Below are 24,517 nucleotides of genomic sequence, written 5' to 3' on the forward strand. Positions count from 1 at the left end.
AGGAGGAATACTTATGTAGAAATGGATTGGCGGCCTCGCCGCCCTCACGCTCGTCACGTCATCTGTCATGTTGCTCGATGCAGATGCCAAGTCCGTCCCGAAAAAACCGAAAGTCGAACTCGGGGTCGACCGGTTGATGGACAGTCCTGAAATCTTGGCCGGTAAACGAGTCGGACTGATCACGAATCCGACCGGGATCGATGCCAACATGACGAGCATCGTCGACTTGTTCCACAACTCCGATGATTTCGAATTGACGGCACTGTACGGACCGGAGCATGGTGTCCGCGGTGATGCGCAAGCCGGATCGACGATCAGTTCCTATATCGACGAAGTGACGGGCCTTCCGGTCTATAGTCTGTACGGGGCGACGAAAAAACCGACGGCCGAGATGCTCAAAGACGTCGATGTGCTCGTCTTTGATATCCAAAACGTCGGGACCCGCTTCTATACGTACATCTATACGATGGCGTACGCGATGGAAGCCGCAGCCGAGAATGATATCCCGTTCGTCGTCCTCGACCGGCCGAACCCGCAAGGCGGCCTTCGCGTCGAAGGTCCCGTGCTCGACCCGGCCTACTCGAGCTTCATCGGCCTCTATCCAATCCCACTCAAGCACGGCATGACCGTCGGTGAGCTGGCACGCTTGTTCAACAAAGAATATCAGCTTCAGGCCGACCTCGAAGTCGTCAAGATGAAGGGCTGGAAGCGCTCGATGCTGTATGAAGATACGGGACTTCCGTTCGTCATGCCGTCCCCGAACATGCCGACGACGGACACGGTCAACGTCTATCCGGCGACCGGTTTGTTCGAAGGGACGAACTTGTCGGAAGGACGCGGCACGACGAAGCCGTTCCAGTTGATCGGTGCCCCTTACGTGAAGGCGCATGACTACGCCAAGACGTTGAACGAACTCGAGCTTCCGGGCGTCACGTTCCGCGCTGCCTCGTTCACGCCGACGTTCTCGAAGAACGCGGGCAAACTGTCGCACGGCGTCGAAGTGTATGTCACCGAGCCGTCGAAGTTTGAAGCGGTCAAGACCGGCATTGCCATGGTCAAGACGGCGCATGACTTGTATCCGGACGAGTTCGAGTTCCTCGCCAACGACTTCATCACGAAGCTGACCGGGAACGCCTACGTGAAAGACATGATCCTCGCCGGCGATTCGCTCGAGGCGATCATGGACAAAGTCGACGCCGAGCGCGATGCGTTCTTGCCGATTCGGAAAGAGTATTTGCTGTACAAATGACAACCAGGCAGGCTCAACGGAGTCTGCCTCTTTTTGTAATCAAATGTTACTACCCATTATCGCCCTATTCAATATATTATACGGTTATATGATCGAAAAAGGAGCTTCCCATTTTGAAAAAATCTGCCTCAATCTTGCTCGCTGCCGCCTTGGCGACCGCGTTCACATTTACCCCGTCGTCCCCGCTCACCGTCAATCCGACGACGGTCGAAGCGTCTTATCGTGAGACGGCCGTCAATACGAAAGGTTCCGTCACGGGAATCAGTCAAATCAACATCCGGAAAACACCATCAAGCTCAGCGACAAGTGTAGGTAAACTTGTTCGCAATGGCACGATGATGGTCCGGACGTCATTCACGACGAACGGGGCACGATGGTACAAGATCCAATGGGGCACAGGTTACGCATACGTTCCGGCCGCATACGTCAAGCTATCGACATCCGAAGTCGCGTTCACGAAGACAACGTACGTCGCCCCGTCGAGCGTCTACTTGAAGTCGCGTCCGCTCACGACCTCGCCGAACGTCGTGTTCCTGCGCCAAGGGATGAAGCTTGAGACGATTTCGTATCGGTACACGGGCACGACGCGCTGGTATAAAGTGAACGTCGGCACGAAGACGGGTTATATCTTAGCGAAGCACGTCACATTTAGAGCACCGGCGAGCGGCGTCTTGGGTGAGACGAATGAAGAGCGCCAGGCGGCCGGTTTGTCAGCGCTCTCCGCGTCGAGCGAGGCGAACCGCGTCGCCCAGGTCCGGGCCGACGAGATGGCACGGACGGGACAGTTCTCCCACCAGCTCCGTGAGAACGGAAGCCCAGGGAATACGCTCGACGCCTATAACGTCAGCTATCGCGGTTGGGGTGAAAACATCTACATGGGGTCGAGCGACCCCACGCAAGCCGTCAGTGCCTGGATGAACTCGACAGGTCATCGCGCCAACATCTTGAACGGAAACTTCACCCACCTCGGTGTCGGCGACGCCAAGAACGCACAAGGGTCGACGATTCACGTCCAAGTCTTTTTGACGAAATGAAAAACCGGGAAGTCGCATTGATCGCGATTTCCCGGTTTTTTTAGCGGCGTTCGTCTTTCAGGCTTTCAAGGTTTTGTTGGGCCTGGCCGGTCTTCTCTTTGGCCGTCCCTTTCACTTGGTCTTTTTGTCCTTCACGTTTGAGCGATTGATTGTCCGACGCTTTGCCGACCGCTTCTTTCGCTTTGCCTGCCGCCTTATCGATTAAGCCATCGACTTTTTTGTTAAGTCCGTCTTTCATGTGAATCTCCTCCTCGTGATATCATGTCTAATTCATATACCACTGTGAGAAAAACTCAAACATAGTGCTCTTTGACGAGCACCCGGAAACGCGGTCGGACGGTAAGCTCGATCGTCGTCACCGTGCGGTTACGATCCTCGTTCATGACGATCAACAGCTCACCATGGTCGCGCCGATCTTCGAGCACCTCGACTTTCCCGACCGTGCGGAGAAGCTGATAATACAGCAACTCCCCCGTCGCGTCTTTCACGTTCACCTCGAACTCGTGATAACTTGGTGAGATTTTGAAGTAGAACGACTCTGCCCCGTTCGAGAAACGGAACACCGACTCGTCGTAATAAAACGGGAGTGTCGTGTCCATCCGTTTCGGCTCGACCGTACAAAACAACGCCCACGCCATCTCATCTGGAAACTTCTCACTCGACTCTTCTTTATTAAACTGCCACTTTTTCATCGCGATCCCCCACTTCGACTTCCATTAATTGTCTGAATAATTCGACTATTATATTTCATTCGGCAACGGGTTCGGAAATTCCTGCAAACGGGAACAAAACATTGTATGCTTTTTCACGTTCCTGATTTGAAAGGAGTTGCGTCCACGTGTCTATCATCGCGCTCGACCATGTCACGAAACGGTTCTGTGAGACAATTGCCTTGAACGACTTTTCACTTCACGTCGAGGCCGGTGAACTGTTCGGCTTGCTCGGACCGAACGGGGCCGGAAAGACGACCGCCATTTCTGTCATGCTGAACTTATATCCTGCCGACAGCGGTACCATCCGTATTTTCGATCATTCGATGCCAAAAGACGAGCAAACGATTAAACGGCGCGTCGGTATCGTCCCGCAGCATGTCTCCCTGTACGACCAGCTGACGGTGTTCGAGAACATTCAATTTTTCGCCGAGCTGTACGGGTTCAAACCGGCCGAGGCCAAACAAAAGACCGTGGCCGCCCTCGACTTCGTCGAACTCACCGCGCACCAAAAGAAACGTCCGCCGGAACTGTCCGGGGGGCTCCTTCGTCGTCTCAACATCGCCTGCGGCATCGTGCATGAACCAGAACTTATCTTTATGGATGAACCGACCGTCGCCATCGACCCGCAGTCACGCAACACCATCCTCGAGAATATCCGCGAGTTGAATCGACGCGGGGCGACGATCATCTATACGTCCCACTATATGGAGGAAGTCGAGATGCTCTGCGACCGTGTCGCCATCGTCGATGAGGGACGAATTATCGCCGAGGGCACGCAAGATGAGCTGAAAGATCAAGTCATGACGCTCGAGACGGCCCGCATCAAAGTCGACGCCCTCACTCCGGGCCTCTTGGAACGACTCGAATCACTCGAGCGGGTGAAGAAAGTCGATTACGAGGAACCTTTCCTCGACGTGTCACTCGAGAAAGACACCCCGCTCGCCCCGCTGCTCGACGTCCTCCATGACGAGCGGGTTCGCTTCACCTCAATCACGGTCGACCGTCCGTCCTTGAATACCGTCTTCCTGGCGCTGACCGGTAAGACACTTAGGGAGTGATGACGATGAAACTATGGACGTTCATCAAATATGATGTCAAACAGCAACTGCGGGACCGCTCGACCTTGTTTTGGATGCTCATCTTCCCAATCATTCTTATCTTCGGGCTCGGGACGATGCTGTCGGCCATCTTCAATAGCAACTTCTCGCTCCCGGTCACGGACGTCGCCTACGTCGAACAGTCGACGGATGATTACCGGGTGCCGCTCGAGACGTTCCTCGCCGACGACGACATCAAAGCATTCATCAATCTCGTCCCATACGATAGTATCGCCGCTGCGGAAACCGGCGTGAACGATGGTGACGCCGACGTCATCCTCCATTTGGACGGTCCCGACGTCCGTCTGCTTTACGAGGAACCGTCGACGATCGAGTTCGATGTGCTCGAGGCCGTGCTCCGGCAATATACGGACGTCGCCAATCAGCAAATCACACTCGCTGAGGCGGGCGTCTCCGCCCCGTTTACGCCTGAGTCGTTCATCGACAGCGAGAGCGTCGATTTGTCGGGCAGGACCCCGACGTCACTCGAATATTTCACCGTCACGATTTCCATCATGACAGCGCTGTTCGGTGCGTTCTACATCACCGGCATGCTCAGTGAGGAGCAACCGATGACCGGAAGCTACCTTCGGATCCAAGCCGCTCCCGTCAAACGAATCGAATATCGCCTGGCCCGCAGCTTGAGCCGATACACGCTCATCTTCCTGCAACTTGTGCTCGTGTTTTGGTTCAGTCACTTCGTCTATCGCAGCTTCTCGCTCGACTACGTTCACTTCAGTCTATTGTTCGTTTCTTGGCTCGCCCTCGCTTTATACGGTACGGCATTCGGTTTCTTCATCTCAAGCTTACCCCGTCTCTCGCGCGCGACGAAAGACGCGATCGTCAACGGGTTCGTCGCTATCATCATGATTCTCTCTGGCGGCTATGTCCCTGGTTTCGACCAAGTGACGCTGAGCGTCGTGCCGTGGGCTAAGTACGTCTTCATGCCGATCTTCATGCGGGAAGGGATGCTTCAGGTACTCCTGCGCGGCGGGGACACGTCCGTGTTTTGGCAAAGTCTCGGTTGGCTCGCCATCCATCTATTCGTCTTTGCCGGGATCAGCCTGTTGTTATGGAAAGGGGTGAACCGCCGTGGTGCTATTTAGACATGTCGCCAAACGTATGCTCCGTAAAAAAGGGCTATGGGTGTTCACGTTCGTCTCCGTGTTCGGGTTCGCCCTCATCCTGTCGTTCCTCAGCTCGACGTCCGCCTTGAACGCCTCGATTGGTGTTCTTGACCGCGACGGCGGAACACTCGCCGGTCGCGTGATTGAAGAGGCGGGACGGTTCGGAGCGGTGACACCGCTTGAGACGGATGAGACCGATGAGGCGTTGCTACAAGGACAAGATATCGTCTTAGTGATTCCGGACGGATTCAGCGAGGCGCTCTTGGATGGCGAGACACCGCGATTGTCGTTCAGTGCGACCGAAGGGAGTGACGCCGCATTGATTGAACAAGCGCTCAATTCACACTTGTCCCGTGAGCGACAACTATTGATCGCAAGTGAGTTTGACGAGGAACGGTTCACCGAGCTCGCCGAACGTGAGACGGAAAACGGCTATACCCTCTCAAGCGAGCCGTTCCAACAGAGCGTGGCGACGACGGCGCGGACGCAGGCGTTCCTCGGCCTCTTGTCGTTCGTCACGATGTCGGCGTTCCTTCAGTTCATCCCGTTGTTCGTCGCCGACGACCGGGACGAGAAGATTTATTCGCGCCTGTTTGCGGCCCCGGTCACGCCCCGGTGTTACATCGGTTCGCTGTTCGTGTCGTTTTGCGCGGTCGGGCTGCTCTACGTGCTCATGTTGCTCGCCTTCAGCGCTGTCCTCTATCGAGAAGACATACTCGCGCACCTACCTGTCCTCACGCTGTTGTTCATCGTCTATTTGTTCGTCTGTCTCGCCATCGGGTCGCTCATCGCCATCCTGGCGACGAACCGGGAGAAGGCGAACATTTGGCAGACGTCCGTCACGATGGCCGCTGCCATCACCGGCGGCGCCTTCATCAGTCTGACGTGGCTACCTGATACGCTTCAGGTCGTCGGACGCTTCTTGCCGACGTACTGGTTCAATTACGGGGTCGCCCAAATGTACGAGGACCATTTCCCACTCCAATCCGTCCTCATCATGCTCGGGATGGCGCTCGCTGTCTTTCTCCTCAGCGCCTCGGCGTTGAAGAAACGGCCGCTCATATAAAAAGGAGAGCCATCGCGGGCTCTCCTTTTTATAATGCTTCAATCACCTCTGTAACGTCGGCACGACTTTCTTGAAGAACACCTCGACGAGTTCCGGGTCGAACTGTCGGCCTGCTTCTTCTGCGATGACCGCGAGCGCTTCGTCGAGCGTCTTCGCTTTCCGGTATGGGCGTCCCGTCATCATGACGTCGAACGTGTCCGCAATCGAGATGATGCGTGACGCGAGCGGGATCTGCTCTCCGCTGATTCCTTTCGGATAACCGTTCCCGTCCCATCGTTCATGGTGGGCGAGTACAATTTCGGACAGCGGCCCATACTCCGGCACCGTACTCAAGATGTTATAGCTCACTTCGGGATGACGTTTGATTTCACGCCATTCGGACTCCGTCAACGTTCCTTCCTTATCTAAAATCTCATTGCTGATTGCGACCTTGCCGATATCATGCAGTGTCGCCGCCGTGACGAGTTCGTTCACATCGGCACTCGTGAAGCCCATCGCCTGTCCGAGTTGCCGCGACAGCTCGGCAACGCGTTGCGAATGTGCTTCCTCTCGCGGGATTTTCTCATAAAGCGTTCGCATGATGAGCTGAATCGAGTAATGCCTCCGACTTTGTTTTTCAGACACTTTATGGTGATACATCCGATCCTCGGCCAAATTGAACACTTCCGCGATGGAGAGCGCGTCATCTTCCTTTACCGCTTCCCCGAACGATGCCGAAATCGGCAGCCCTTCAATCGATTTGGCGAGGAACAGTTGGCTCAGGCGATCGGACAATCGGTTCGCCTCTTCAAGTGACGTATTCGGCATGATGATGACAAACTCATCCCCACCGATTCGAGCGACCGTATCCTTCCCTCGAATCTCACGTTTGAGCGTCAACGTCGCCTCGATCAACAAGCGATCCCCGACGAGATGACCGAACGCGTCGTTCGTCAGCTTCAACCCGTTGACGTCGACGACGATCAAGGCGAGCGGATAATAGTCCGGCTCGTCGTACGTGATGAGCGCCTCATCGAAGTAACGGCGATTCTTCACCCCGGTCAACTGGTCGTGATAACTCAAATACTCGATTTCCATCTCGTATTTCTTCTTCTCGGTCACGTCACCGATATAGCCGTGCCAAAGGACATGCCCTTCATCAAGCTTCTCTGGACGCGACGATCCTAAGATCCACGTCGTCCGGCCGTCGGGCGTCAGGACACGAAACTCCGCATCCCAAATCGTCAAGTTCTCGTACGACGTCTCAATGCTCGCCATCACGTTCGGATAATCTTCGGGATGGATTTTTGAGAACACGAGACCCGGGTCTTGTTTCATCTCCTCGAACGTAATACCGGTCAGCACCTCGAATCCTCGGCTAAAGAATGGGAAGTGGAAGCTGCCGTCCCGGCGCCGCTCGAACTGATAGATGGCACCGGGCACTTGATCGGACAGCTTCGTGAGCAATCGGTCCCGCTCGGCGAGTTCTTCCTCGAGTTGGACGCGTTCCGTCACGTCTTTGGCGACGGCGTAAATATAGTTGCCTTGGACTTTTGAATGCCACTCGATTGATCGATAGTCTCCATCGATCGTCCGGTATCGGTTGACGAAACGGAAGATGTCTTGGCCAGCTTCGAGCAAGGCGAACGCTTCATTCGTCTTCTCGACGTCATCGGGATGAATCAGGCTCGTGAAGTCCATGTTCTCGAGTTCTTCGAGCGGAAACCCGAGCACACGCTCCCACGCCACGTTCAAATGGAAAATCTCATGATTGGTCAGGGACATGATGCACTCCAAGTCGACGGTCGCGAACCCTTCGAACATCGACTCTTTCGCATCCCCGATTTGCCGGTCCGCTTTCGTCATCTGTTCGAGGATGTGCACGATATACAATTCGACGAGCCCAAGGCGGCTCGCCTCTTTATTTCCTTGCATGACAATCGTCAAATCCCCGTAAAAGACACCGTCCTTCTCGATTTTAAACAAGACGACTTGGCCAAGGTCAAAAATCCGTAAAATATTTTTGATCAGTCGTTTCGGCAACACCCCGTCGACGAGCGGTAAAATGTCGTCGAACACGATTGGGCTCGGTGCCTCGAGTAACTTGGACCGTTTCGGGCTCATCGGCCATTTGCGGCCGACCGGATGGAAGCCTAGCACATCGAGACTGCGCTCGAGCAGTTCATCAATGCACGAGAGCGCTACGGTCGAGTACGTCTGTCCATCATCGTCGACTAAATTGAGCATCACGGCCTTGGCACCGGTGAACCCTCGAATCTGGTCTAGGAAATGTTGGTTCATCAACAATTCTCGTCCGGTCGTCACGAAGCGGTGCGACACGTTGACGAGTTGTTTCAGCGCATTGTTTTCTTGGACGTGCGGTGTGATGTCGTGGAACAGCGTCGACACATGACCCGGACGCTCGCTAAAGACAGACAGTTCATACCAGGCCTTGTTGCGACGTGAGAAATGTTCGAACGTGATGGCTTCGCCACTACTGACAGCACGCGCGACTTGGACGATCCATTCCCGTTCGCTGTATTCAAAATCTTTCAACTTGTCGGTGATCCGTCCACCGAGAAACTGTTCGCGCTTTGCTTTCATGATGCGCTCGAACGCTTCGTTCACTTCATGAAACTCGTAATCGACGGGCTCCCCCGCCTCATCGTAGAGCACTTTAAACTCGACGTAGCCTTGGGGCATATGGCGCAACAAGGATTGAAATTTGTTCTGGTCTAAGTCTGCCACGTCGGTCCCTCCTCCGTTCAATTCTACTTTTCAGTTTACCTCATTTCTTACAAATTCCCTATATTTTCCGAATCGATTCTCGCCAATATGCGCACATTAAGTTTTTGTAAATGACACCTCTCGGCTTGCACCTCACCACCACTATTGTTAGTATGATTACGAAAACCGATATCGAAAACCGATATTAAGGAGATGATGCACGTGGAAGACCGCGTTCTTCGAAAACTGTTTCTCGGTTTTATCCATATCCATATCTTGCACCACGCCTCTGAACACCCGGTGTACGGAGCATGGATGGTCGAGGAGCTCCGCGAGCACGGCTACTCGATTAGCGCCGGCACGCTCTATCCGATTTTGCACTCGATGGAGCAAGATGGGCTGCTCGTCCGGACGAACGAGCTCGTCGAGGGTCATATCCGGAAGAATTACACGACGACCGAAAAAGGCCTCGTCGTCTTGGCGGAAGCCCGTCAAAAAGCGTATGAACTATTCAAAGAAATTAAGGAGTGAAGCACATGTCCAACCAACGCGTAACGTTCAAAACGTTACTTGAGATTTTATTCGTATCAACCCGGCTCGGCCTGACCTCGTTCGGCGGACCGGTCGCCCACCTCGGCTATTTCCATGAGGAGTACGTCCGCCGTCGCAAATGGATGGACGAACGCGCCTATGCCGACCTCGTCGCCCTCTGTCAGTTCTTGCCGGGTCCGGCGAGCAGCCAGGTCGGTATCGGCATCGGGATCGTCCGTGGCGGCATCCTCGGCGGGATCACGTCGTTCATCGGGTTCACGGCCCCGTCCGTCATTGCCCTCATCTTATTCGCCCTATTGGTATCGGGACTCGACGTCTCAGACGCGGGCTGGCTTTATGGATTGAAAGTCGTCGCCGTCGCCATCGTCGCCCACGCCATTCTCGGAATGGCCGGTAAATTGACGCCGGACGCGAAGACGCGGACAATCGCGTTCTTCGCACTCGCCGGAGTCCTGTTATGGCAGACGACCTATAGCCAAGTGCTCGTCATCTTGCTCGCCGGACTTGCCGGGTTCTTGCTGTTCAAACCGCAAAACCTCGACGTCAAGTCGGCTTCGTTCCCGCTCTCGAAACGACTCGGGGCGACGCTGCTCGGTCTATTCGGTGCGTTGCTCGTCATCTTGCCGATTTTACGTGAGACGATTGAAAGTCAATCAATCGCCTTGTTCGATAGCTTCTATCGGGCCGGAGCACTCGTCTTCGGTGGTGGTCATGTCGTCTTGCCGCTGCTCGAGCGTGAGCTCGTACCGGCCGGTTTCTTAAGCGAAGAGGCGTTCCTCGCCGGTTACGGGGCCGCCCAAGCCGTACCGGGACCGCTCTTCACATTCGCGTCTTATCTCGGGACGGTCATCAATGGCGTCCCGGGCGGACTGCTCGCCACGCTTGCCATCTTCTTGCCGGCGTTCCTGTTGATCCTCGGTGCCTTGCCGTTTTGGGATGCGCTCCGTCGTAACCCGAAAGTCGCCGGCACGCTCATCGGCGTCAACGCTGCCGTCGTCGGGATTTTGATCGCCGCCTTCTATCAGCCGATCTTCACGAGCACGGTGAACGGTGCGGTCGACTTCGTCTTCGCCGCTTTCTTGTTCGCCATGATCGCGTATTGGAAGATGCCGCCTTGGGCGCTCGTCATCGTCGGGGTCATCGGTGGGATGATTATCGGCACGTTATAACACGAAAAAGGGACTTCATTGCGAAGTCCCTTTTGTCATGGTCGCCATTTCCAGCGCATATAGTTGATGAACAGCTTCACGTACGCCAACTGTTCACGGACGACGTACTTCAATTTCGTTGCCGGGGGCGTCTTTGCGTAGAGCGCATCGATTGCTAGGCCAAAATACAGCTTACCGACGAGCCGGGCCCGCCTGACGTGAAAATCGTTCGTGACGATCGTTAGTCCAGGCTCCCCATCCCAAATCGGACGGCTGAACAGAAAGTTCTCGTACGTCGACGTCGACTCCGCCTCGATATGGATTCGCGCCGCGTCGACGCCACGTGCCATCAACTCCCGGGCAATGACGCGCGCTTCCGCCATCCCTTCATCGGGTCCTTGCCCGCCGGAGGCGATCAACTCGACGTGTGGATGTCTGTTCGCATATGCGGCCGCCGCTTCAATCCGGTGCATCAAGGCCCGGGACGGTTGAATCCCGTTCACTTTCGCACCGAGGACGAGCACGTAACGATACGTGCCGTCAGCGTTTTGTCGTTTCATTCACCTCACCTGCCTATCTGTTAGTATAGCGGGTCCCCATAAAAAAAAGCCAATCATCGCGTGGATGATTGGCACGTTGTGAAAGCTAACATATTTAAAAACTCTTCGAATAGTCTTGGGCTAGCCCACTAATGACGTCATTGTGCATGAACATAACACCATCTACGTCTTCTTCAACGATATATTCAGAAATATCGATATCCTCTGTATACCGCACATCAAACACGGTAATTTCTCCAACAGACTCCCCTAACAATCCAAGCAATGGGTTGGCATAAGAATCTTTAAGGACGACGATGTGACGATCATTTTTTTTCGTTTTTTGCTTGATTTTTAAATGGCTGTAATTTCCACCCATGAACACACCATAGTAATCTTCAAATGGATCCGTCTTTTTTAATTCATTTCGATCGATCACTTCGCGGTTGCATGACTCAAAACTCATGCACACTTGCGAATTAAAACCTTCCGTAGGTTCCCAGTACTCTAAATAATCTGCTGATTTCACGTAAGGAAGTGAAGCTTTTCGAGCATACGTCCCATAATACGGAGTGGTCATGCTTTTTGACTGCCAATGTTCTTTCGGTAACGTCTCTAATTCCGGAAACTCTTGTTGAAGCGTGGACATAATTTGCTCATATCCTACATAGGCTCCATTGATCGACCAGTGATGATCTGTTTTAAAGTAAACATCTTCTATATCGTTTTCTTTTAATGAATCATACAAATCAATCACTTCAATCCCGACTTCATCTAAAACCCCATGCATGACCTTTCGCGATTCATCATTGTACGAAGGGATATGACTCGGAATCAGTCCTTGTGCATCCGCAAAAGATGCCTTACTAGGAGCTGATGCGAACCAGACTGGTACCTCTGCTTGGTTCATGTCATTTGAAAATTGACCGAACGGTTCTTTGAACCCATCGAAATTCTGAACTTTCTCAGCCGGTTCAAGCAACATGCCACTTGGAAGACCATAGATGCCGTTACTCAGCGGTTGAAGCAATCCATTTTTCCTCACAAAACCGTTAATATATACCCAACGATCACGTTGAAACACCTGGTCGTTCGTATACGTTTCAAATTGCTCCGTATAGTCACCTTCAAAGAGACTAGTAAAAGAAAAGTCTGGTTTTTGAGCCAATTCACGGCCTTCAACATGAGAGATTTCACGGTCATCTCCTAATGTATACACGGCAAGACCTAACAAAAGGGTGCCAAGAAAAATCATCATAATCAATAGATTGATCACCGTAGATGATTTTTGACCTTTTCTCGCTTTAGGACTCCGGCCTCTGTCATCAGATAATTTTAAGTTTGGCATATCAGCACTCCTCTTTGATTAAAAACGGAAGTAAATAAACGGATTGAAGGTACTGGACACGATAAATGAAATGGAGATGACGAATAAAAGTGAAATCCCTGCTGCTCGAATCAAACCTGTAAAGATTCGATACGAGACATTCGTAGATTCGACCTCATATTTTAGAACCTTCATCGTCAGCCATTTCGGAATCGGTGTAGCCGCAATCATAGCGATTAACAATACAGCTCCATACTGCATTAAATAAAACTGAGACGTCGAATCAAACAACGGCGTGTTATTTAACGCGAACATCGTTTGCAAATACTCGATGGCGTATGGGAAATTGTCTGCTCTGAAGAATACCCAACCGATGACAACTACAAACAATGTAAATAGATGCGCCAAGGCAGCTGGAATCCGGGCCAACCATTTCCCGAGAAATGCTCGTTCAAGCATGATGAAAATCCCATAGTAGGCACCCCAAGCGACGAACGTCCAACTTGCACCGTGCCATACTCCAGTAAGCGTCCACACAATCGCTAAGTTACGATAAGTCTTCCACGGGCCGGAACGATTTCCACCCAACGGAATATAGACATAGTCCCGGAACCAACTTCCGAGTGAAATGTGCCATCTTCTCCAAAACTCTGAGACTGATTTTGAGATGTACGGATAATTGAAGTTTTCAAGAAAGTGAAAACCAAACATCCGGCCAAGTCCGATTGCCATATCTGAATAACCCGAGAAATCAAAGTATATTTGTAACGAGTATGCGATAATACCAATCCATGCTAACGTCGTTGAAATTTCGCCTGCTGGGCTATTGAACACTTGGTCTGCTACATAGCCACAACTATTTGCTAAAACCATTTTCTTACCGAGTCCAATAACGAACCGTTGAATGCCCGAAACGAAATCGTCTAACGTTTCGCGACGATCATTGATTTCATCGGCCACTGTTTGATAACGAACAATCGGGCCGGCAATCAACTGCGGGAATAATGCGATATAGAGCGCAAGGTTTAGGGGATTCTTTTGAACTTTTCCGTCTTCCCGATACACGTCGATGACGTAACTCATCGCTTGGAATGTAAAGAATGAAATCCCGATTGGTAACGGGATTTCTGGATCATTCAAATTCAGACCGAACAGCGAATTCGTGTTTTCCACGAAAAAACTGGCATATTTAAAGACGCCAAGCATACCGATATTTCCTAAGACCATCGCAACCATCGTCGCTTTTAAACGTTTTGCGTCATACCGATACTTGTCTACTAAAATCCCGAACAGATAATTCATCAAGATTGAGACAAGCATGATGATGACGAACCTCGGCTCGCCCCATGCATAAAAGAACAGGCTAGCTGCGAGCAAAATGAAGTTCTTTAAAAAACGAGGAGACACGAAGTACAAACCAAGAACAATCGGCAAGAAATAAAACAAAAACACCGATGAACTAAATAACATGTTCGTCGTCCTCCTCGTCTTTCTCTACTAAAGGTTCATCCGCAAATAAGGAAAGCCATACATCATTCATGATGATGTGCGGTTCAGCGTATGATAGGTCGGTCAAAAAAAACTTGAATGCGAGCTTAAAGAATTGGGCGCCATCTTCCAATTCGATTTCCTCTCGGAATGAGAACGTATCGCTCTTCCAACTGTGCCGTTTCTTCAAGGTCACAATTCGTTTGGTCTTATTGTATTGCATATAATACACTTCAATGCGCGTTCCAATCGGAAGATTCGCTTCAAAACTGCCTTCCACGAGTAAACGATTGGCATCCATCAATTTTGCGTCAGGACGATAAATTTTACTCGGTGGTACGTCAAAATTTTGATCGAACATTTGAACGTACAACGAGGAAGATGCCTCGTAATCGCGAAAACTGATTTTTGTCCGGTACTGTTCTTCCGTCGCATGCATCATGTCTTTATCCCCCATTGGAAAATAATGATAGATGGCTGGACGGATATATCGTTTACGAATCATCATAGTGATTACTCCTTCATGAGAGGACTTATTTATTGAAGTGCGTCAAAATCGCATCAACAATGCGTGCTGAAGCTTGTCCATCTCCGTATGGGTTTGAAGCTTTCGACATCTCAAGATGTTTTGTATCATCCGATAGCAATTCGTCTGCTAATCCAAAAATGGTTTCTTCCTCAGTACCTGCGAGCTTAAGCGTTCCTGCTGCCACACCTTCCGGACGTTCCGTCGTATCGCGGAGCACGAGGACCGGGACACCGAGCGATGGGGCTTCTTCTTGGACGCCACCTGAATCCGTTAAGATTAAGTGTGATTTCGCTGCAAAGTTGTGGAAATCGAAGACATCAAGTGGCTCAATCAATTGCACACGGTCTAGGTCGTGAAGAATATCGTTCGCAAGTTCGCGCACGATCGGGTTCATGTGGACTGGATAGACCACTTCGATATCCTCATATTTTTCAATTAGACGACGAACCGCACGGAACATATTGCGCATAGGTTCTCCGAGGTTTTCGCGACGGTGGGCCGTCAACAAGACGAGACGACGTCCTTGTGCAGTGATCTCGTCAAGAATCGGGTTCGTGTATGAATCTTTTACCGTCGTGTTCAATGCGTCAATCGCCGTGTTTCCGGTCACGTAAATCATGTCCTGCTGCTTTCCTTCAGAAATTAAGTTACCTGCTGAAACATCGGTCGGCGCGAAATGAAGATTTGCCAATACACCTGTTAGCTGTCGGTTTGCTTCTTCTGGGAACGGAGAGTATAGGTTGTAAGTCCGAAGACCTGCTTCAACATGCCCGACAGCCGTTTGATTGTAAAATGCCGCGAGTGAAGTCGCAAATGTCGTCGTCGTGTCACCATGCACGAGGACGATGTCCGGTTTTGCTTCTTTGATGACATCGTCCATCCCGTGAAGCACCCGTGTCGTCACGTCAAACAACGTTTGTTTGTCCTTCATGATATCCAAATCGTAATCCGGTTTGATTTTAAATAAGTTTAAGACTTGATCAAGCATTTGTCGATGTTGCGCTGTGACGACAACAATTGGCTCTACCCCTTCACGTTTCTTCAATTCAAGTACGAGGGGGGCCATCTTGATTGCTTCAGGACGTGTTCCAAAAACAGTCATTACCTTAATCATCCCGTCATCTCCTTTGTTTGTTGAGTTCTTGGTAATACAATCGTTTCACCTAAATCATTCGAGTCGACGATTGTCGTACGTTGAGTCAATTTGCTTTCTTTATATTGATTTTGTTGGGATTTGGTTAATTGACGATACCATTTTAAGAACTTGTTGTATTCTCCGACAATTTCTTCAACAGGACCGTATTCACGAATCTCTCCGTACTCCAACCACAGCGCCTGTGTACAAAATTGTTTGACTTGAGATACAGAGTGGCTGATGAAGAAGATGGTCTTGCCTTGATCCTTAAACTCGTTCATCTTCGTTAAACATTTGTCGGTGAACGTTTGATCACCTACAGACAACGCTTCATCAATCACTAAAATGTCAGGATCGATATTAATCGAGATGGCAAATCCAAGTCGTGATTTCATCCCGCTCGAATACGTTTTGACGGGTTGATGAATGAACTCGCCGATATCAGCAAAATCAATGATCTCAGGTGTCAATTCGGTTATTTGTTCTTTACTCATCCCGAGCATCAAACCTTTTAGCTCAATGTTCTCCATCCCAGTCAGTTGACCGTTTAGTCCAGATGAAATGGCAATCAGTGCGGTTTTCCCGCGCAATGTGATTTGTCCGTGTGTTGGAGGCATGACATCTGCTAACAAATTGGACATGGTAGACTTACCTGAACCGTTAATTCCAATGATCCCAACGACCTCACCAGAAGGAACCTCAAAGCTAACGTTTCGAAGCGCGTAAAATTGTGTGCCATTCGTCTTCCCTGTAAAAATCTCTTTTAATTTATCACTCTGTTTTCGATAGAGGGTATAGCGCTTAGAAACATTTTCAAATTTCACTTGTGACGTCATCAGATACCCTCCTTAAATGTAATCGATAAAGTAACGACGGAAACGCATATGCACATTCGAGCCTACGAAGAACAAAATGAGGACGATGCCCCAATAGTAGAAGCCCCATTCCCAGTTCTCCACAATCCAATCTGTGCCAAGAAACATCGAACGATACCCTTCCACGAGATAGTAAAGAGGATTCAATTGCAGTACTTGTTGAACCCATCCCGTAGGCAGCCAAAAGATTGGAGTCAAATAGAGCATCATTCGCATAACAGACATAAGCAAGTTTTGTAAGTCGCGGATAATTGTAGTCAAGGCCGACGTTAACAGTGCGAGCGCATAAAGCAGTGCGACAGCGCTAATCAACAAGTAAATCAACCAGAACGTATGCCACCCCGGATAATAGCCGAAGAAAGCCAGCAAAACGAAACTGACAACGATCATTCCGAAATGTCGATAAAGCAACGATAGTAACACGTATGCAGGAATCGTACTAAGAGGGAAGCTCATTTTAGAAACGAGCCCGATCCGCGAGTACACGGAACGGGCAGTTGTCGTAATTGCTGGGCTGATGAAAAACCATACAATGATTCCGCTGACCAACCATGGTAAAAATGCGACACCGTCTATGTCTCTTCCTTCTCGGATACCGAAGCCAAAGACAAACCAGTAGACCGAGATTTGAAGAATCGGTGTCACCAATTCCCATAGAAACCCTAAGTATTGCATGGAATACATACTTTTTGTTTCATACATAGAGAGTCTCAATATTAAATAGAGACTCTCCCGAATTTCAGAATATATTTGTTTAGGAGCTTTTAACATAAGCCCACCTCTCAGACAGTGAGATTAGCCTTGTTCACAAAAGAATAGAGGTTGCCGTAGTTCACGACATCGACTTGTTCATCTTGGTCGGCTTTAACAATATTTCGTGTATCAAAAATCATTGGGCGACGCATCATTGATGTCAACTCAGCAAAATTCAATTCTTTGAATTCGTTGTGATCGACTAAGATGAGGACGATGTCTGCATCTTGTAGCGCAGCTTCTTTTGAAACGAGATCGAAGTGCTTCGATGATGAAACTTCTACGTGTGGATCATGCACAGCGACATTCATCCCTTGTTCGAGCATCAATTCGATAATCTCGACCGCAGGACTTTCACGCATGTCATCCACGTTACCTTTGTACGTTACGCCGAAAGCAGCAACCTTGGCATCTTTCGAGTCGCCAACAAGTTTTTGAACGTTTTCAACAACGTATGCAGGCATCGATACGTTCGTGTCGCGTGACAATTTGATGATTTTCGCAAGTTCAGGTTGTTTCGCTACGATGAAGTACGGATCTACAGCGAGACAGTGTCCACCAACACCTGGTCCTGGGCTATGAAGATTAACGCGTGGATGTTTGTTCGCCATTTCAATCACGTCGAGAACGTTAATGTCGAGGGCGTTACATACTTTCGCGAGTTCATTCGCAAGGGCGATGTTGACGTCACGGAACGTATTTTCCATCAACTTCGACATTTCTGCCGTTTTTGCATCTGTTTTAATGATTTCACCTTCAACAAATGTGCCGTACACACGAGCTCCTGCTTCGGCACATGCTGGCGTCAATCCACCGACGATGCGGTTGTTATGAACAAGTTCATGAAGGATTTGGCCTGGAAGAACGCGTTCTGGGCAGTGAACAAGATAGATATCTTCTCCGACTACAAACCCTGCTTCTTCCACGAGTGGCTTCACAAAGTCATCCATCGTACGTGGAGCGATTGTCGATTCGACAATGATGACGTTCCCCTTCTCTACATGAGGTAAGACACGTTTTGTCGCATCTAGGACATACGTCAAATCACATGATTTATGCTCGTCATCATTGTTTGGTGTTGGTACCGCAATGATAAAAGCATCCGCTTTTTCCGGCTCCATTGAAGCACGGAATTTACCGTTTTCGACCACAGATTTAACAACATCTCCAAGACCAGGCTCTTCGATGTGAATTTCTCCACGGTTCAATTTATCGACAACCGATTGATGGATATCCACACCAACGACGTCTACTCCATATTGTGCAAATACTGCTGATGTTGGGAGTCCAATATATCCTAATCCGATTGTACAAACTTTCATTGTTGTTACCTCCAAAGTACTGTTCATTTTTAATGAATTGCTTCATATACTATTTTTTTCTCTTCGTTAAAACAATAGCAATTATACTCCGCGTCATATTTAGAAGCAACTACAAACTAATAACAAAGTCATGTCTATCCTGTCACACAATGACCCAAGTCACTTCCGACGCAATTTCCGTCTCAATTCCCAATACTTCCGGGTCACTTTTGTTAGTTTGGATTTGTTCAACGCTTCATAACGTGGCGCAATTTCTGAAAGTTCTTTTGCCATATGTTGAGACAGCGCGGATAATGTTTCATAGCGCTTCAATAATTCTTCGTAGTGATTGTAAATCACTTCTTTTTCCATCTCGACTGTCACTTTCTCTTCACGCAACTTTTGGTTTTCATGCTGTAAGTTTAATACATCATTCTGTTCGTTCATTGCTCGTTCCTCCATATTCATTGCTCAGGCCCAAATTGTTTCGCTAATTGTTCAAACTGATTCGTTTCGTACAATTCAACGAATGTGGCTACCTTTTCGTTTTTCAATGTTTCTGGGTGGAACAATTCATAAATCTTATACAAAATCGTCACGTTACGTTTGAAGTCTTGTAAATTACTGCGTTTCAAGTGACGCAAATACCAAAGTTCGAAGAAGACTTCAAAACGATGACCGTTGAAGGCATCGAGTACGTTTTCTTCTTTAAATACTTTGGCCCGGGCCTCTTCACGCAATAGACACTTCTCAAAGTATTTGGTCGTGATTGCATTGACGGTCGATCCGCTGACTGCAGCGTAGTAGTCGTGAACCACTTTATTCACCAACAACACTTTTTTGGCTTTTAGCATCATCTCCGTAAAGAATAGCGAGTCTTGGCCGACTGCGCCAACGACTTGTTCAAGTTGATGCGCTTCGATGAATGATTTCCGAATTACCATCGCCTGGATACTCTGTACGCTGAAATTATGATCCAGTAGGTATTGGCGAGGATCATTCAACACAAGTTGATCTTGCTGATACGATTTCGGCAACATGATTGGCGATTCTTTCTCCGCTAATTTTTTCATGTGACCGGTTGCAAAATCGAGGTCTGGGTCTTGCTCCATCAGTTGATAGAGGAAAGCGTAACCGTCTTCCGTTGCTTCATTGTCAGGATCAAGGAACACGATGTAGTCGGTCGTCGACATCTCGACACCTTTGTTACGTGGTCTTGACGCACTGCCGCTACCACCCATCTCATACAAATGCGTCGTGACATTCGCGTAATTGTCTTCGATGTGACGAATTTGACGAATCGTTTCAATGTCAGATGATCCATCATCAACGATAATGATTTCCATGTCTTTAAACATGGAGCTACGTTTTAAACTTAAGAAACACTTATTGTATAAGTATTTTCCGTTATTGTAGACCGGAATGACGACCGTCATCTTATAGTCTGTACGAATTTCTTGTTCAGACTCATCTTGAGCAATCCGTCGTTCCAAATTAAAACGATCCACGGCATAGCCTTTTAAATCATGATTCTTCTCTTGGCCCGAAATCACGTCATAAGGTACGGACGCCGTCCAATAGAGTGTCGTATAACGGCTCGTGAATGAATCTGTGTAGCTATGCTCAATTCCTTCGTTCCATTCACGGCCTTCTTTATACACGACTTGCGTGATGAAATCAACGTCCGTATATTTGAAGCCATTCACTAAATCTTCTAAATAGTAAGGTCCATACGCGAATTGATCATTAAAATACGTGACCATATCATAGGCAGCGACTAGCTCTGCTGTAACTTCTTCTTCGCGGACAAACGTCTTATTTGAATACGATTGTTGCTCGAAATCTTGTTGCACCAATTTGTTTTGGCCACTACCGACGACGAGTACAGATTTTTCAAGTTGCGCTTCTTCATGACCTAAAGCGCTCCAGATAGTCTGAAGACGATGATATACGGTATGTTGCGACATCACATTTCTAACGCCATGCATTTGATGCTCATAGCGTTCATCCGCAGTGAACATAGACATGATCGACTCTGCATCCGCCTCATTTGTCGCAATAAAGATATTCGGGAAATAGTTATTCACGGCAACACTATAGTTCGACAAAATCAAATTGCCGAGTGCTTGTGATTCGTAGACACGGCGGGCACACATCGTCGGACTATATTTGATGCTGTTGACGTTTAACACCCAGTCATAGCTCTTGCTCAGCTTCTGCAATTCAACGTAATTTACGCTTGGCGCTACGTACGGAGCAAACTCTTCCGGGAAGTGGTAACGTGGATCGTTAAGCGAATAGTTCCGGTCGATAATATCGAGTTGTTTATCCGCCAATAAGACGCCATTTAATAACTTCATGATGTCTTCGGTCCGCTCGCTATACTTCTCCATCCAACTACCGGCAAACAACGCACCATCAATTTTCTCGACAGACCGCGTATCGATTGGGTTGTGTAATTTCGGGTTTACCCCAAACTCAAGCACCCCGATGCGATCATGACCGCAATCTAATTGATACTCCGAGATTTTCCCTTCATCTCCAGTAAAGATGACATCGCTCCGTTGAGCAATCCCGATAAAGCGAGAATAGTTACTCGGATCTTCTGTCGATTGCATGACAACAGGCACATTACGTAATTTTGCATGGTCGATAATGCGATAGAGTGCTTCCCGTTTTTCAGAGTCTGGATTTGAAATCCCACGCCATTCGTCCTCATATAGTCCTTTCCAAGATGTTAGAATGAGGAAGAAGTCGATCGGTTCAGCGAAAATATCTTCCGCATTTGTCGGAGTGACGTAATGAAGGTTCATTGCATCTTTATAAAACTCATACATAAACTCAGAGCAAACGATTGCGACATTCGGTTTCGTCAATCCTTTATAATAGCGGGATCCGTTACTTTCACCGATGAGTGCCATAGACTGTTTGAACTGAGTGAGGTAATGTCGATTGCTGACATTATGATATTTTTGTACGATTTCCAACTTCTTAGGAGCCCGTTCTTTACGTTTTCTAAATTGGTCCAACGAATAATCAAGTCGTGGCAACCGTTTGATTCGCTTCAATGATTCAGAATCTAGATGGCTCATATCTTTCACACGACGCGTTTCGCTTTGCGCCCAGGCTACGTGTTCTGTCAAATCGTTGAGAATTTTTTTATAATTCATCTGTCTATGAATTCTCCTTTTACGTCACATTCGATTTTTTTACATTATCTTTCGTATCGTAGCAAATTTTATACAGTGAAGCAAATTTTCATCAAGCACAAGGAGGCTATCATGAACGAAAAAAAAATGTTGTTGGAACTTCGCTCATTGCGTCACACGATTGATGATCTATTGATTTCACAAGAAGCATTAGCGAGTGCACGGTTACACCTGCAGATGGAGAATGAACGGTTGCGACGACATGTGCGGAATCATCATAACGTCGTTCGAGACTTGCGCCGACAACTCGAAAGACAACAATCGACACAGGCGCACCTTGAGGCCGCGTTGGCAGCGGTGCTTCAATTGAAGGAAGCCACCGATGAATGAATCTATGAAGCGACTTCGACAATCTCGCCGGCGCCCATTCGGTGTCAGTGTCATCCTACCCGCTTACCGAAGCCGGGAACACCTATCGTTTATGTTGACAAGTCTAATGTCACAAACGCTCGACCGCGCGTTGTTTGAAGTAATCGTAGTTGTGAACGGTCCTGATGATGGCACGCTCGACATGGTGAAGGCGTATGACACTTTACCGTTACGTGTGTTCTCCAAGCCTGTCGCTTCAGCGAGCCACGCGCGGAACGCAGGGCTTTCCAAAGCCACGTTCCAATTTCTGACGTTCGTCGATGCCGATGATACCGTATCTCCCACTTATCTCGAGGATTTGTTGAATCATTCCTCGTTGCTCGGGATTACCATCGCGCACTTGACCGACATTCTCCCAGATGGTTCAATCCGTGAGAGTCCGATTGAGCAGGACATCCTTCAAGTTGAAGCGGGAGAACGTCCTTCGTTTGATGTCGCGCTCAGCCGACTTCATCGTGTCTTGACGATGACAGCTTGTAAATTGATTCCGACCGAAGCCGCTCAAACAGTCGCATTCAAACATCATTTACGGAGCGCGGAGGACGTCGTCTATTTTTCCACATTGTTTTCCCACATGTCGTTCGAGATTCGAATCGCGCCAACTAGCGCTGTCTATTTTCGATGCCTACGTCAACACTCGGTGTCACGTCAACGGCTGACGTATGCGTTTGCGGTCACTGAACGGCTTATTGTCGTTCAAGAGTTATACACGCTGCTGGCTTCAAGCCGAGGCGCCCTCACGACGATGCTCCGCAAAAAAATTGCTGCCCAATGGCGTATTTTATTGCGGTATACCGGAGAAAATGCCTATGAGAAGCACCTCGTATTAAGAGACATCTCACGCATCGCTGTCCCCGCTAGCGAACGTAGTGACTACTGCGACGTCATTCATTTTATTCAATCAATTGATGCCGAACTCGAGTAGGCCTGGTGCATAGCGCTCAATCAAACGTTTTTGGACAAGTCCCTGTTCCTGCGCCTCGAGCGGAACATGTAACAAGTATTTTAGAATGTGACGAGCATTGATTAAAATGAGCGAGTCATGGGCGAGGTCACTTTCTAGCAACAGCGAGGCGTGCCACGTTCCCATCCGGTGTTCCCAATAGTACAAGTCGTATAGGTCATAGTTGAGATGGTCGGCCAACCGAGACTGCTTGACAAATTGCGCAGACAATGCCAATACGTCCTTATCTGTTTGCGCGGCCCTAGAGAACGTCCGGGCTATGCCTTCGACAGACCACGCCTCTGGTAACGAGAACGCTTGTCGATAGAAGCGACGCGCCACCTCATATCCGTTTGAGCGGATATGTAAGTAATCATCATCAAAATGGTTGTAATATTGCCAGGCAATCTCAAAAGAATGCCTGCGAATCGTCGCTTTTCGAAGATGTGAGGTGAATGTTATTTCGTCGTCTGTTTTGCCAAACTCGCCGTTCATTAGAAGTGTCACATGGGGCAATCGAAACGCGCCCGCAATTTCCCGGGCCGTTCGCATATCGATTTCTAATGATTTGACCGACTCTTTCCCGTACGTGAAGTACTGATGGTTCGGCTCACAACGCAGCAACGCTAGCGTCGACCGACTATCGAGACCCGCAGTGATCGGCACGAGCAGACGCTGGTCGATTTGACGAACTAGATTGCTCACTGCCTCGTCAATCGCTTCGACCGCCTCATCGACCGAAATCGGTTCATACGCTTCCCGCGGGAAGATTCGCTGCCAGGCGAACGTCGTCAAGTCTAGCGCTTGGTTCGGGGTCAACATATGAATGTTACGGTCCGGGGTGAAATGACCGGGAATCATGTTGTTGGTCACTTTTCGTTTTAACAAAGCCAAAACTTCTTCAAACGGCTCTTTGCGGCCGGTAAAGTCTTGCAACAAAGAATAATGAGAACTTAGGCAGCGACTGTGGGCCGAGTAAAACACGCTCTTCAGACCGAGTGCGTCCTGGGTAATTTGTAAAGTGCCGCTAGCGCGCGAACGATAAAACAACACATAACGGCCAACAACATAATCCAACTCGTCCAATAATGTTGTTTCGCTCGTTTCATAGGCCAGGCGCATCGCTTCCGCAACAGGTTTCCCTTGGAGGTGCCACGCTGTTCCTAATAAAAACACGTTATCGTCCACAACCGATTCAAACGGCATGCATGGATCGTGGATAAGGACGTGTTCCTTTAAATAGCGTACGTCCCAATGTGACAACGCCTCAGGAATTCGTATAGGAGCCGTTCCTTTCTCATATACTAGATAGCCACGTCGGTACATTAATTCATCTGTCTGTTGCATCTGTTGAATA

22 protein-coding genes and 1 pseudogene are annotated in these 24,517 nt (G+C 49.2%); 9 read left to right on the forward strand and 14 right to left on the reverse strand.

Annotated elements, in window-relative coordinates; translation table 11 throughout:
- Positions 1-67 precede the first annotated feature (67 nt).
- Together KNP06_RS01380 and KNP06_RS01385 are read left to right on the forward strand one after the other, a co-directional pair.
- Complete coding sequence (locus tag KNP06_RS01380) at positions 68-1,249, forward strand: exo-beta-N-acetylmuramidase NamZ family protein (RefSeq protein WP_251129636.1); 1,182 nt, start codon at positions 68-70, stop codon at positions 1,247-1,249.
- Between the two features lie 113 nt (positions 1,250-1,362).
- Positions 1,363-2,283: a CAP domain-containing protein gene (locus tag KNP06_RS01385; protein WP_214710906.1), complete on the forward strand. Its 921-nt coding sequence runs from the start codon at positions 1,363-1,365 to the stop codon at positions 2,281-2,283.
- 40 nt (positions 2,284-2,323) lie between these two features.
- Here KNP06_RS01385 and KNP06_RS01390 read toward each other — a convergent pair whose 3' ends face one another.
- Complete coding sequence (locus KNP06_RS01390; protein ID WP_034778818.1) at positions 2,324-2,521, reverse strand: CsbD family protein; 198 nt, start codon at positions 2,519-2,521, stop codon at positions 2,324-2,326.
- Between the two features lie 55 nt (positions 2,522-2,576).
- A complete protein-coding gene (locus KNP06_RS01395) occupies positions 2,577-2,975 on the reverse strand; it encodes a hypothetical protein (RefSeq protein ID WP_058764353.1) in 399 nt (132 codons plus the stop codon).
- Positions 2,976-3,121: 146 nt separating this feature from the next.
- Between KNP06_RS01395 and KNP06_RS01400 the strand changes: the two genes are divergently transcribed.
- From KNP06_RS01400 to KNP06_RS01410, 3 genes are read left to right on the forward strand one after another with little or no spacing between them, the layout of a single operon-like run.
- Positions 3,122-4,054, forward strand: a complete 933-nt coding sequence (locus KNP06_RS01400; protein ID WP_214710905.1) for an ABC transporter ATP-binding protein — start codon at positions 3,122-3,124, stop codon at positions 4,052-4,054.
- A gap of 5 nt (positions 4,055-4,059) precedes the next feature.
- Entirely contained in the window at positions 4,060-5,199 is a 1,140-nt protein-coding gene (locus tag KNP06_RS01405; RefSeq protein WP_251129635.1) for an ABC transporter permease, read from the forward strand.
- Positions 5,186-6,286 (forward strand): ABC transporter permease, encoded by a 1,101-nt coding sequence (locus tag KNP06_RS01410; protein ID WP_214710903.1) that lies wholly within the window; start codon positions 5,186-5,188, stop codon positions 6,284-6,286. Before KNP06_RS01405 ends, KNP06_RS01410 begins: the two co-directional genes overlap by 14 nt.
- Before the next feature lie 42 nt (positions 6,287-6,328).
- Here KNP06_RS01410 and KNP06_RS01415 read toward each other — a convergent pair whose 3' ends face one another.
- Complete coding sequence (locus KNP06_RS01415; protein WP_308162254.1) at positions 6,329-9,013, reverse strand: HD domain-containing phosphohydrolase; 2,685 nt, start codon at positions 9,011-9,013, stop codon at positions 6,329-6,331.
- Between the two features lie 201 nt (positions 9,014-9,214).
- Here KNP06_RS01415 and KNP06_RS01420 point away from each other — a divergent pair, with 201 nt between their 5' ends.
- Positions 9,215-9,523 (forward strand): PadR family transcriptional regulator, encoded by a 309-nt coding sequence (locus tag KNP06_RS01420; RefSeq protein ID WP_058764359.1) that lies wholly within the window; start codon positions 9,215-9,217, stop codon positions 9,521-9,523.
- Between the two features lie 5 nt (positions 9,524-9,528).
- Positions 9,529-10,713: a chromate efflux transporter gene (chrA, locus tag KNP06_RS01425; RefSeq protein ID WP_214710902.1), complete on the forward strand. Its 1,185-nt coding sequence runs from the start codon at positions 9,529-9,531 to the stop codon at positions 10,711-10,713.
- A gap of 35 nt (positions 10,714-10,748) precedes the next feature.
- Here the strand turns inward: chrA and KNP06_RS01430 are convergent, their stop codons facing one another.
- From KNP06_RS01430 to KNP06_RS01475, 10 genes and pseudogenes are all read right to left on the reverse strand, one after another.
- The gene (locus KNP06_RS01430) at positions 10,749-11,252 is read right to left on the reverse strand and encodes a YdcF family protein (RefSeq protein ID WP_058764363.1); all 504 of its coding nucleotides are present in this window, start codon (positions 11,250-11,252) and stop codon (positions 10,749-10,751) included.
- A gap of 94 nt (positions 11,253-11,346) precedes the next feature.
- Entirely contained in the window at positions 11,347-12,579 is a 1,233-nt protein-coding gene (locus tag KNP06_RS01435; protein WP_214710901.1) for a DHHW family protein, read from the reverse strand.
- Positions 12,580-12,597: 18 nt separating this feature from the next.
- Positions 12,598-14,028 carry an MBOAT family O-acyltransferase gene (locus KNP06_RS01440; RefSeq protein ID WP_214710900.1) on the reverse strand — a complete coding sequence of 477 codons (1,431 nt, stop codon included), beginning with the start codon at positions 14,026-14,028 and terminating at the stop codon, positions 12,598-12,600.
- Complete coding sequence (locus tag KNP06_RS01445) at positions 14,018-14,554, reverse strand: hypothetical protein (RefSeq protein ID WP_214710899.1); 537 nt, start codon at positions 14,552-14,554, stop codon at positions 14,018-14,020. The genes KNP06_RS01440 and KNP06_RS01445 overlap by 11 nt, the downstream gene beginning before the upstream one ends.
- A gap of 25 nt (positions 14,555-14,579) precedes the next feature.
- Positions 14,580-15,689: a non-hydrolyzing UDP-N-acetylglucosamine 2-epimerase gene (wecB, locus tag KNP06_RS01450; RefSeq protein WP_214710898.1), complete on the reverse strand. Its 1,110-nt coding sequence runs from the start codon at positions 15,687-15,689 to the stop codon at positions 14,580-14,582.
- An 80-nt stretch (positions 15,690-15,769) separates the two neighbouring features.
- Positions 15,770-16,546 (reverse strand): annotated as a pseudogene (tagH, locus tag KNP06_RS01455) (teichoic acids export ABC transporter ATP-binding subunit TagH); the annotation flags it as partial.
- A 12-nt stretch (positions 16,547-16,558) separates the two neighbouring features.
- A complete protein-coding gene (locus KNP06_RS01460; protein ID WP_214710896.1) occupies positions 16,559-17,356 on the reverse strand; it encodes an ABC transporter permease in 798 nt (265 codons plus the stop codon).
- 11 nt (positions 17,357-17,367) lie between these two features.
- The gene (locus KNP06_RS01465) at positions 17,368-18,660 is read right to left on the reverse strand and encodes a nucleotide sugar dehydrogenase (protein WP_214710895.1); all 1,293 of its coding nucleotides are present in this window, start codon (positions 18,658-18,660) and stop codon (positions 17,368-17,370) included.
- A gap of 159 nt (positions 18,661-18,819) precedes the next feature.
- Positions 18,820-19,086, reverse strand: coding sequence for a hypothetical protein (locus tag KNP06_RS01470; RefSeq protein ID WP_214710894.1), 267 nt, complete (start codon positions 19,084-19,086; stop codon positions 18,820-18,822).
- 17 nt (positions 19,087-19,103) lie between these two features.
- Positions 19,104-21,809, reverse strand: coding sequence for a glycosyltransferase (locus KNP06_RS01475; RefSeq protein WP_214710893.1), 2,706 nt, complete (start codon positions 21,807-21,809; stop codon positions 19,104-19,106).
- A 111-nt stretch (positions 21,810-21,920) separates the two neighbouring features.
- On the opposite strand from KNP06_RS01475, the gene KNP06_RS01480 reads away from it, so the two are divergent.
- Both KNP06_RS01480 and KNP06_RS01485 read left to right on the forward strand, forming a co-directional pair.
- Positions 21,921-22,178 (forward strand): hypothetical protein, encoded by a 258-nt coding sequence (locus tag KNP06_RS01480; RefSeq protein ID WP_214710892.1) that lies wholly within the window; start codon positions 21,921-21,923, stop codon positions 22,176-22,178.
- Positions 22,171-23,142 (forward strand): glycosyltransferase family 2 protein, encoded by a 972-nt coding sequence (locus KNP06_RS01485; RefSeq protein WP_082665718.1) that lies wholly within the window; start codon positions 22,171-22,173, stop codon positions 23,140-23,142. Before KNP06_RS01480 ends, KNP06_RS01485 begins: the two co-directional genes overlap by 8 nt.
- Here KNP06_RS01485 and KNP06_RS01490 read toward each other — a convergent pair.
- The gene (locus tag KNP06_RS01490) at positions 23,119-24,507 is read right to left on the reverse strand and encodes an asparagine synthetase B family protein (protein ID WP_214710891.1); all 1,389 of its coding nucleotides are present in this window, start codon (positions 24,505-24,507) and stop codon (positions 23,119-23,121) included. The two genes, KNP06_RS01485 and KNP06_RS01490, sit on opposite strands and share 24 nt — an antisense overlap.
- Positions 24,508-24,517 lie beyond the last annotated feature (10 nt).

Source organism: Exiguobacterium sp. s21, from assembly GCF_018617975.1.
In the GTDB taxonomy this organism is placed as follows: Bacteria; Bacillota; Bacilli; order Exiguobacteriales; family Exiguobacteriaceae; genus Exiguobacterium; species Exiguobacterium mexicanum_A.

Coding starts and splice junctions, on each gene's coding strand:
- KNP06_RS01430 (WP_058764363.1), bottom strand. CDS start 11,252: ATGAAACGACAAAACGCTGACGGCACGTATCGTTACGTGCTCGTCCTC.
- KNP06_RS01485 (WP_082665718.1), top strand. CDS start 22,171: ATGAATGAATCTATGAAGCGACTTCGACAATCTCGCCGGCGCCCATTC.
- KNP06_RS01445 (WP_214710899.1), bottom strand. CDS start 14,554: ATGATGATTCGTAAACGATATATCCGTCCAGCCATCTATCATTATTTT.
- KNP06_RS01380 (WP_251129636.1), top strand. CDS start 68: ATGTTGCTCGATGCAGATGCCAAGTCCGTCCCGAAAAAACCGAAAGTC.
- KNP06_RS01460 (WP_214710896.1), bottom strand. CDS start 17,356: ATGTTAAAAGCTCCTAAACAAATATATTCTGAAATTCGGGAGAGTCTC.
- KNP06_RS01390 (WP_034778818.1), bottom strand. CDS start 2,521: ATGAAAGACGGACTTAACAAAAAAGTCGATGGCTTAATCGATAAGGCG.
- chrA (WP_214710902.1), top strand. CDS start 9,529: ATGTCCAACCAACGCGTAACGTTCAAAACGTTACTTGAGATTTTATTC.
- KNP06_RS01435 (WP_214710901.1), bottom strand. CDS start 12,579: ATGCCAAACTTAAAATTATCTGATGACAGAGGCCGGAGTCCTAAAGCG.
- KNP06_RS01395 (WP_058764353.1), bottom strand. CDS start 2,975: ATGAAAAAGTGGCAGTTTAATAAAGAAGAGTCGAGTGAGAAGTTTCCA.
- KNP06_RS01470 (WP_214710894.1), bottom strand. CDS start 19,086: ATGAACGAACAGAATGATGTATTAAACTTACAGCATGAAAACCAAAAG.
- wecB (WP_214710898.1), bottom strand. CDS start 15,689: ATGATTAAGGTAATGACTGTTTTTGGAACACGTCCTGAAGCAATCAAG.
- KNP06_RS01475 (WP_214710893.1), bottom strand. CDS start 21,809: ATGAATTATAAAAAAATTCTCAACGATTTGACAGAACACGTAGCCTGG.
- KNP06_RS01465 (WP_214710895.1), bottom strand. CDS start 18,660: ATGAAAGTTTGTACAATCGGATTAGGATATATTGGACTCCCAACATCA.
- KNP06_RS01405 (WP_251129635.1), top strand. CDS start 4,060: ATGAAACTATGGACGTTCATCAAATATGATGTCAAACAGCAACTGCGG.
- KNP06_RS01490 (WP_214710891.1), bottom strand. CDS start 24,507: ATGCAACAGACAGATGAATTAATGTACCGACGTGGCTATCTAGTATAT.
- KNP06_RS01440 (WP_214710900.1), bottom strand. CDS start 14,028: ATGTTATTTAGTTCATCGGTGTTTTTGTTTTATTTCTTGCCGATTGTT.
- KNP06_RS01480 (WP_214710892.1), top strand. CDS start 21,921: ATGAACGAAAAAAAAATGTTGTTGGAACTTCGCTCATTGCGTCACACG.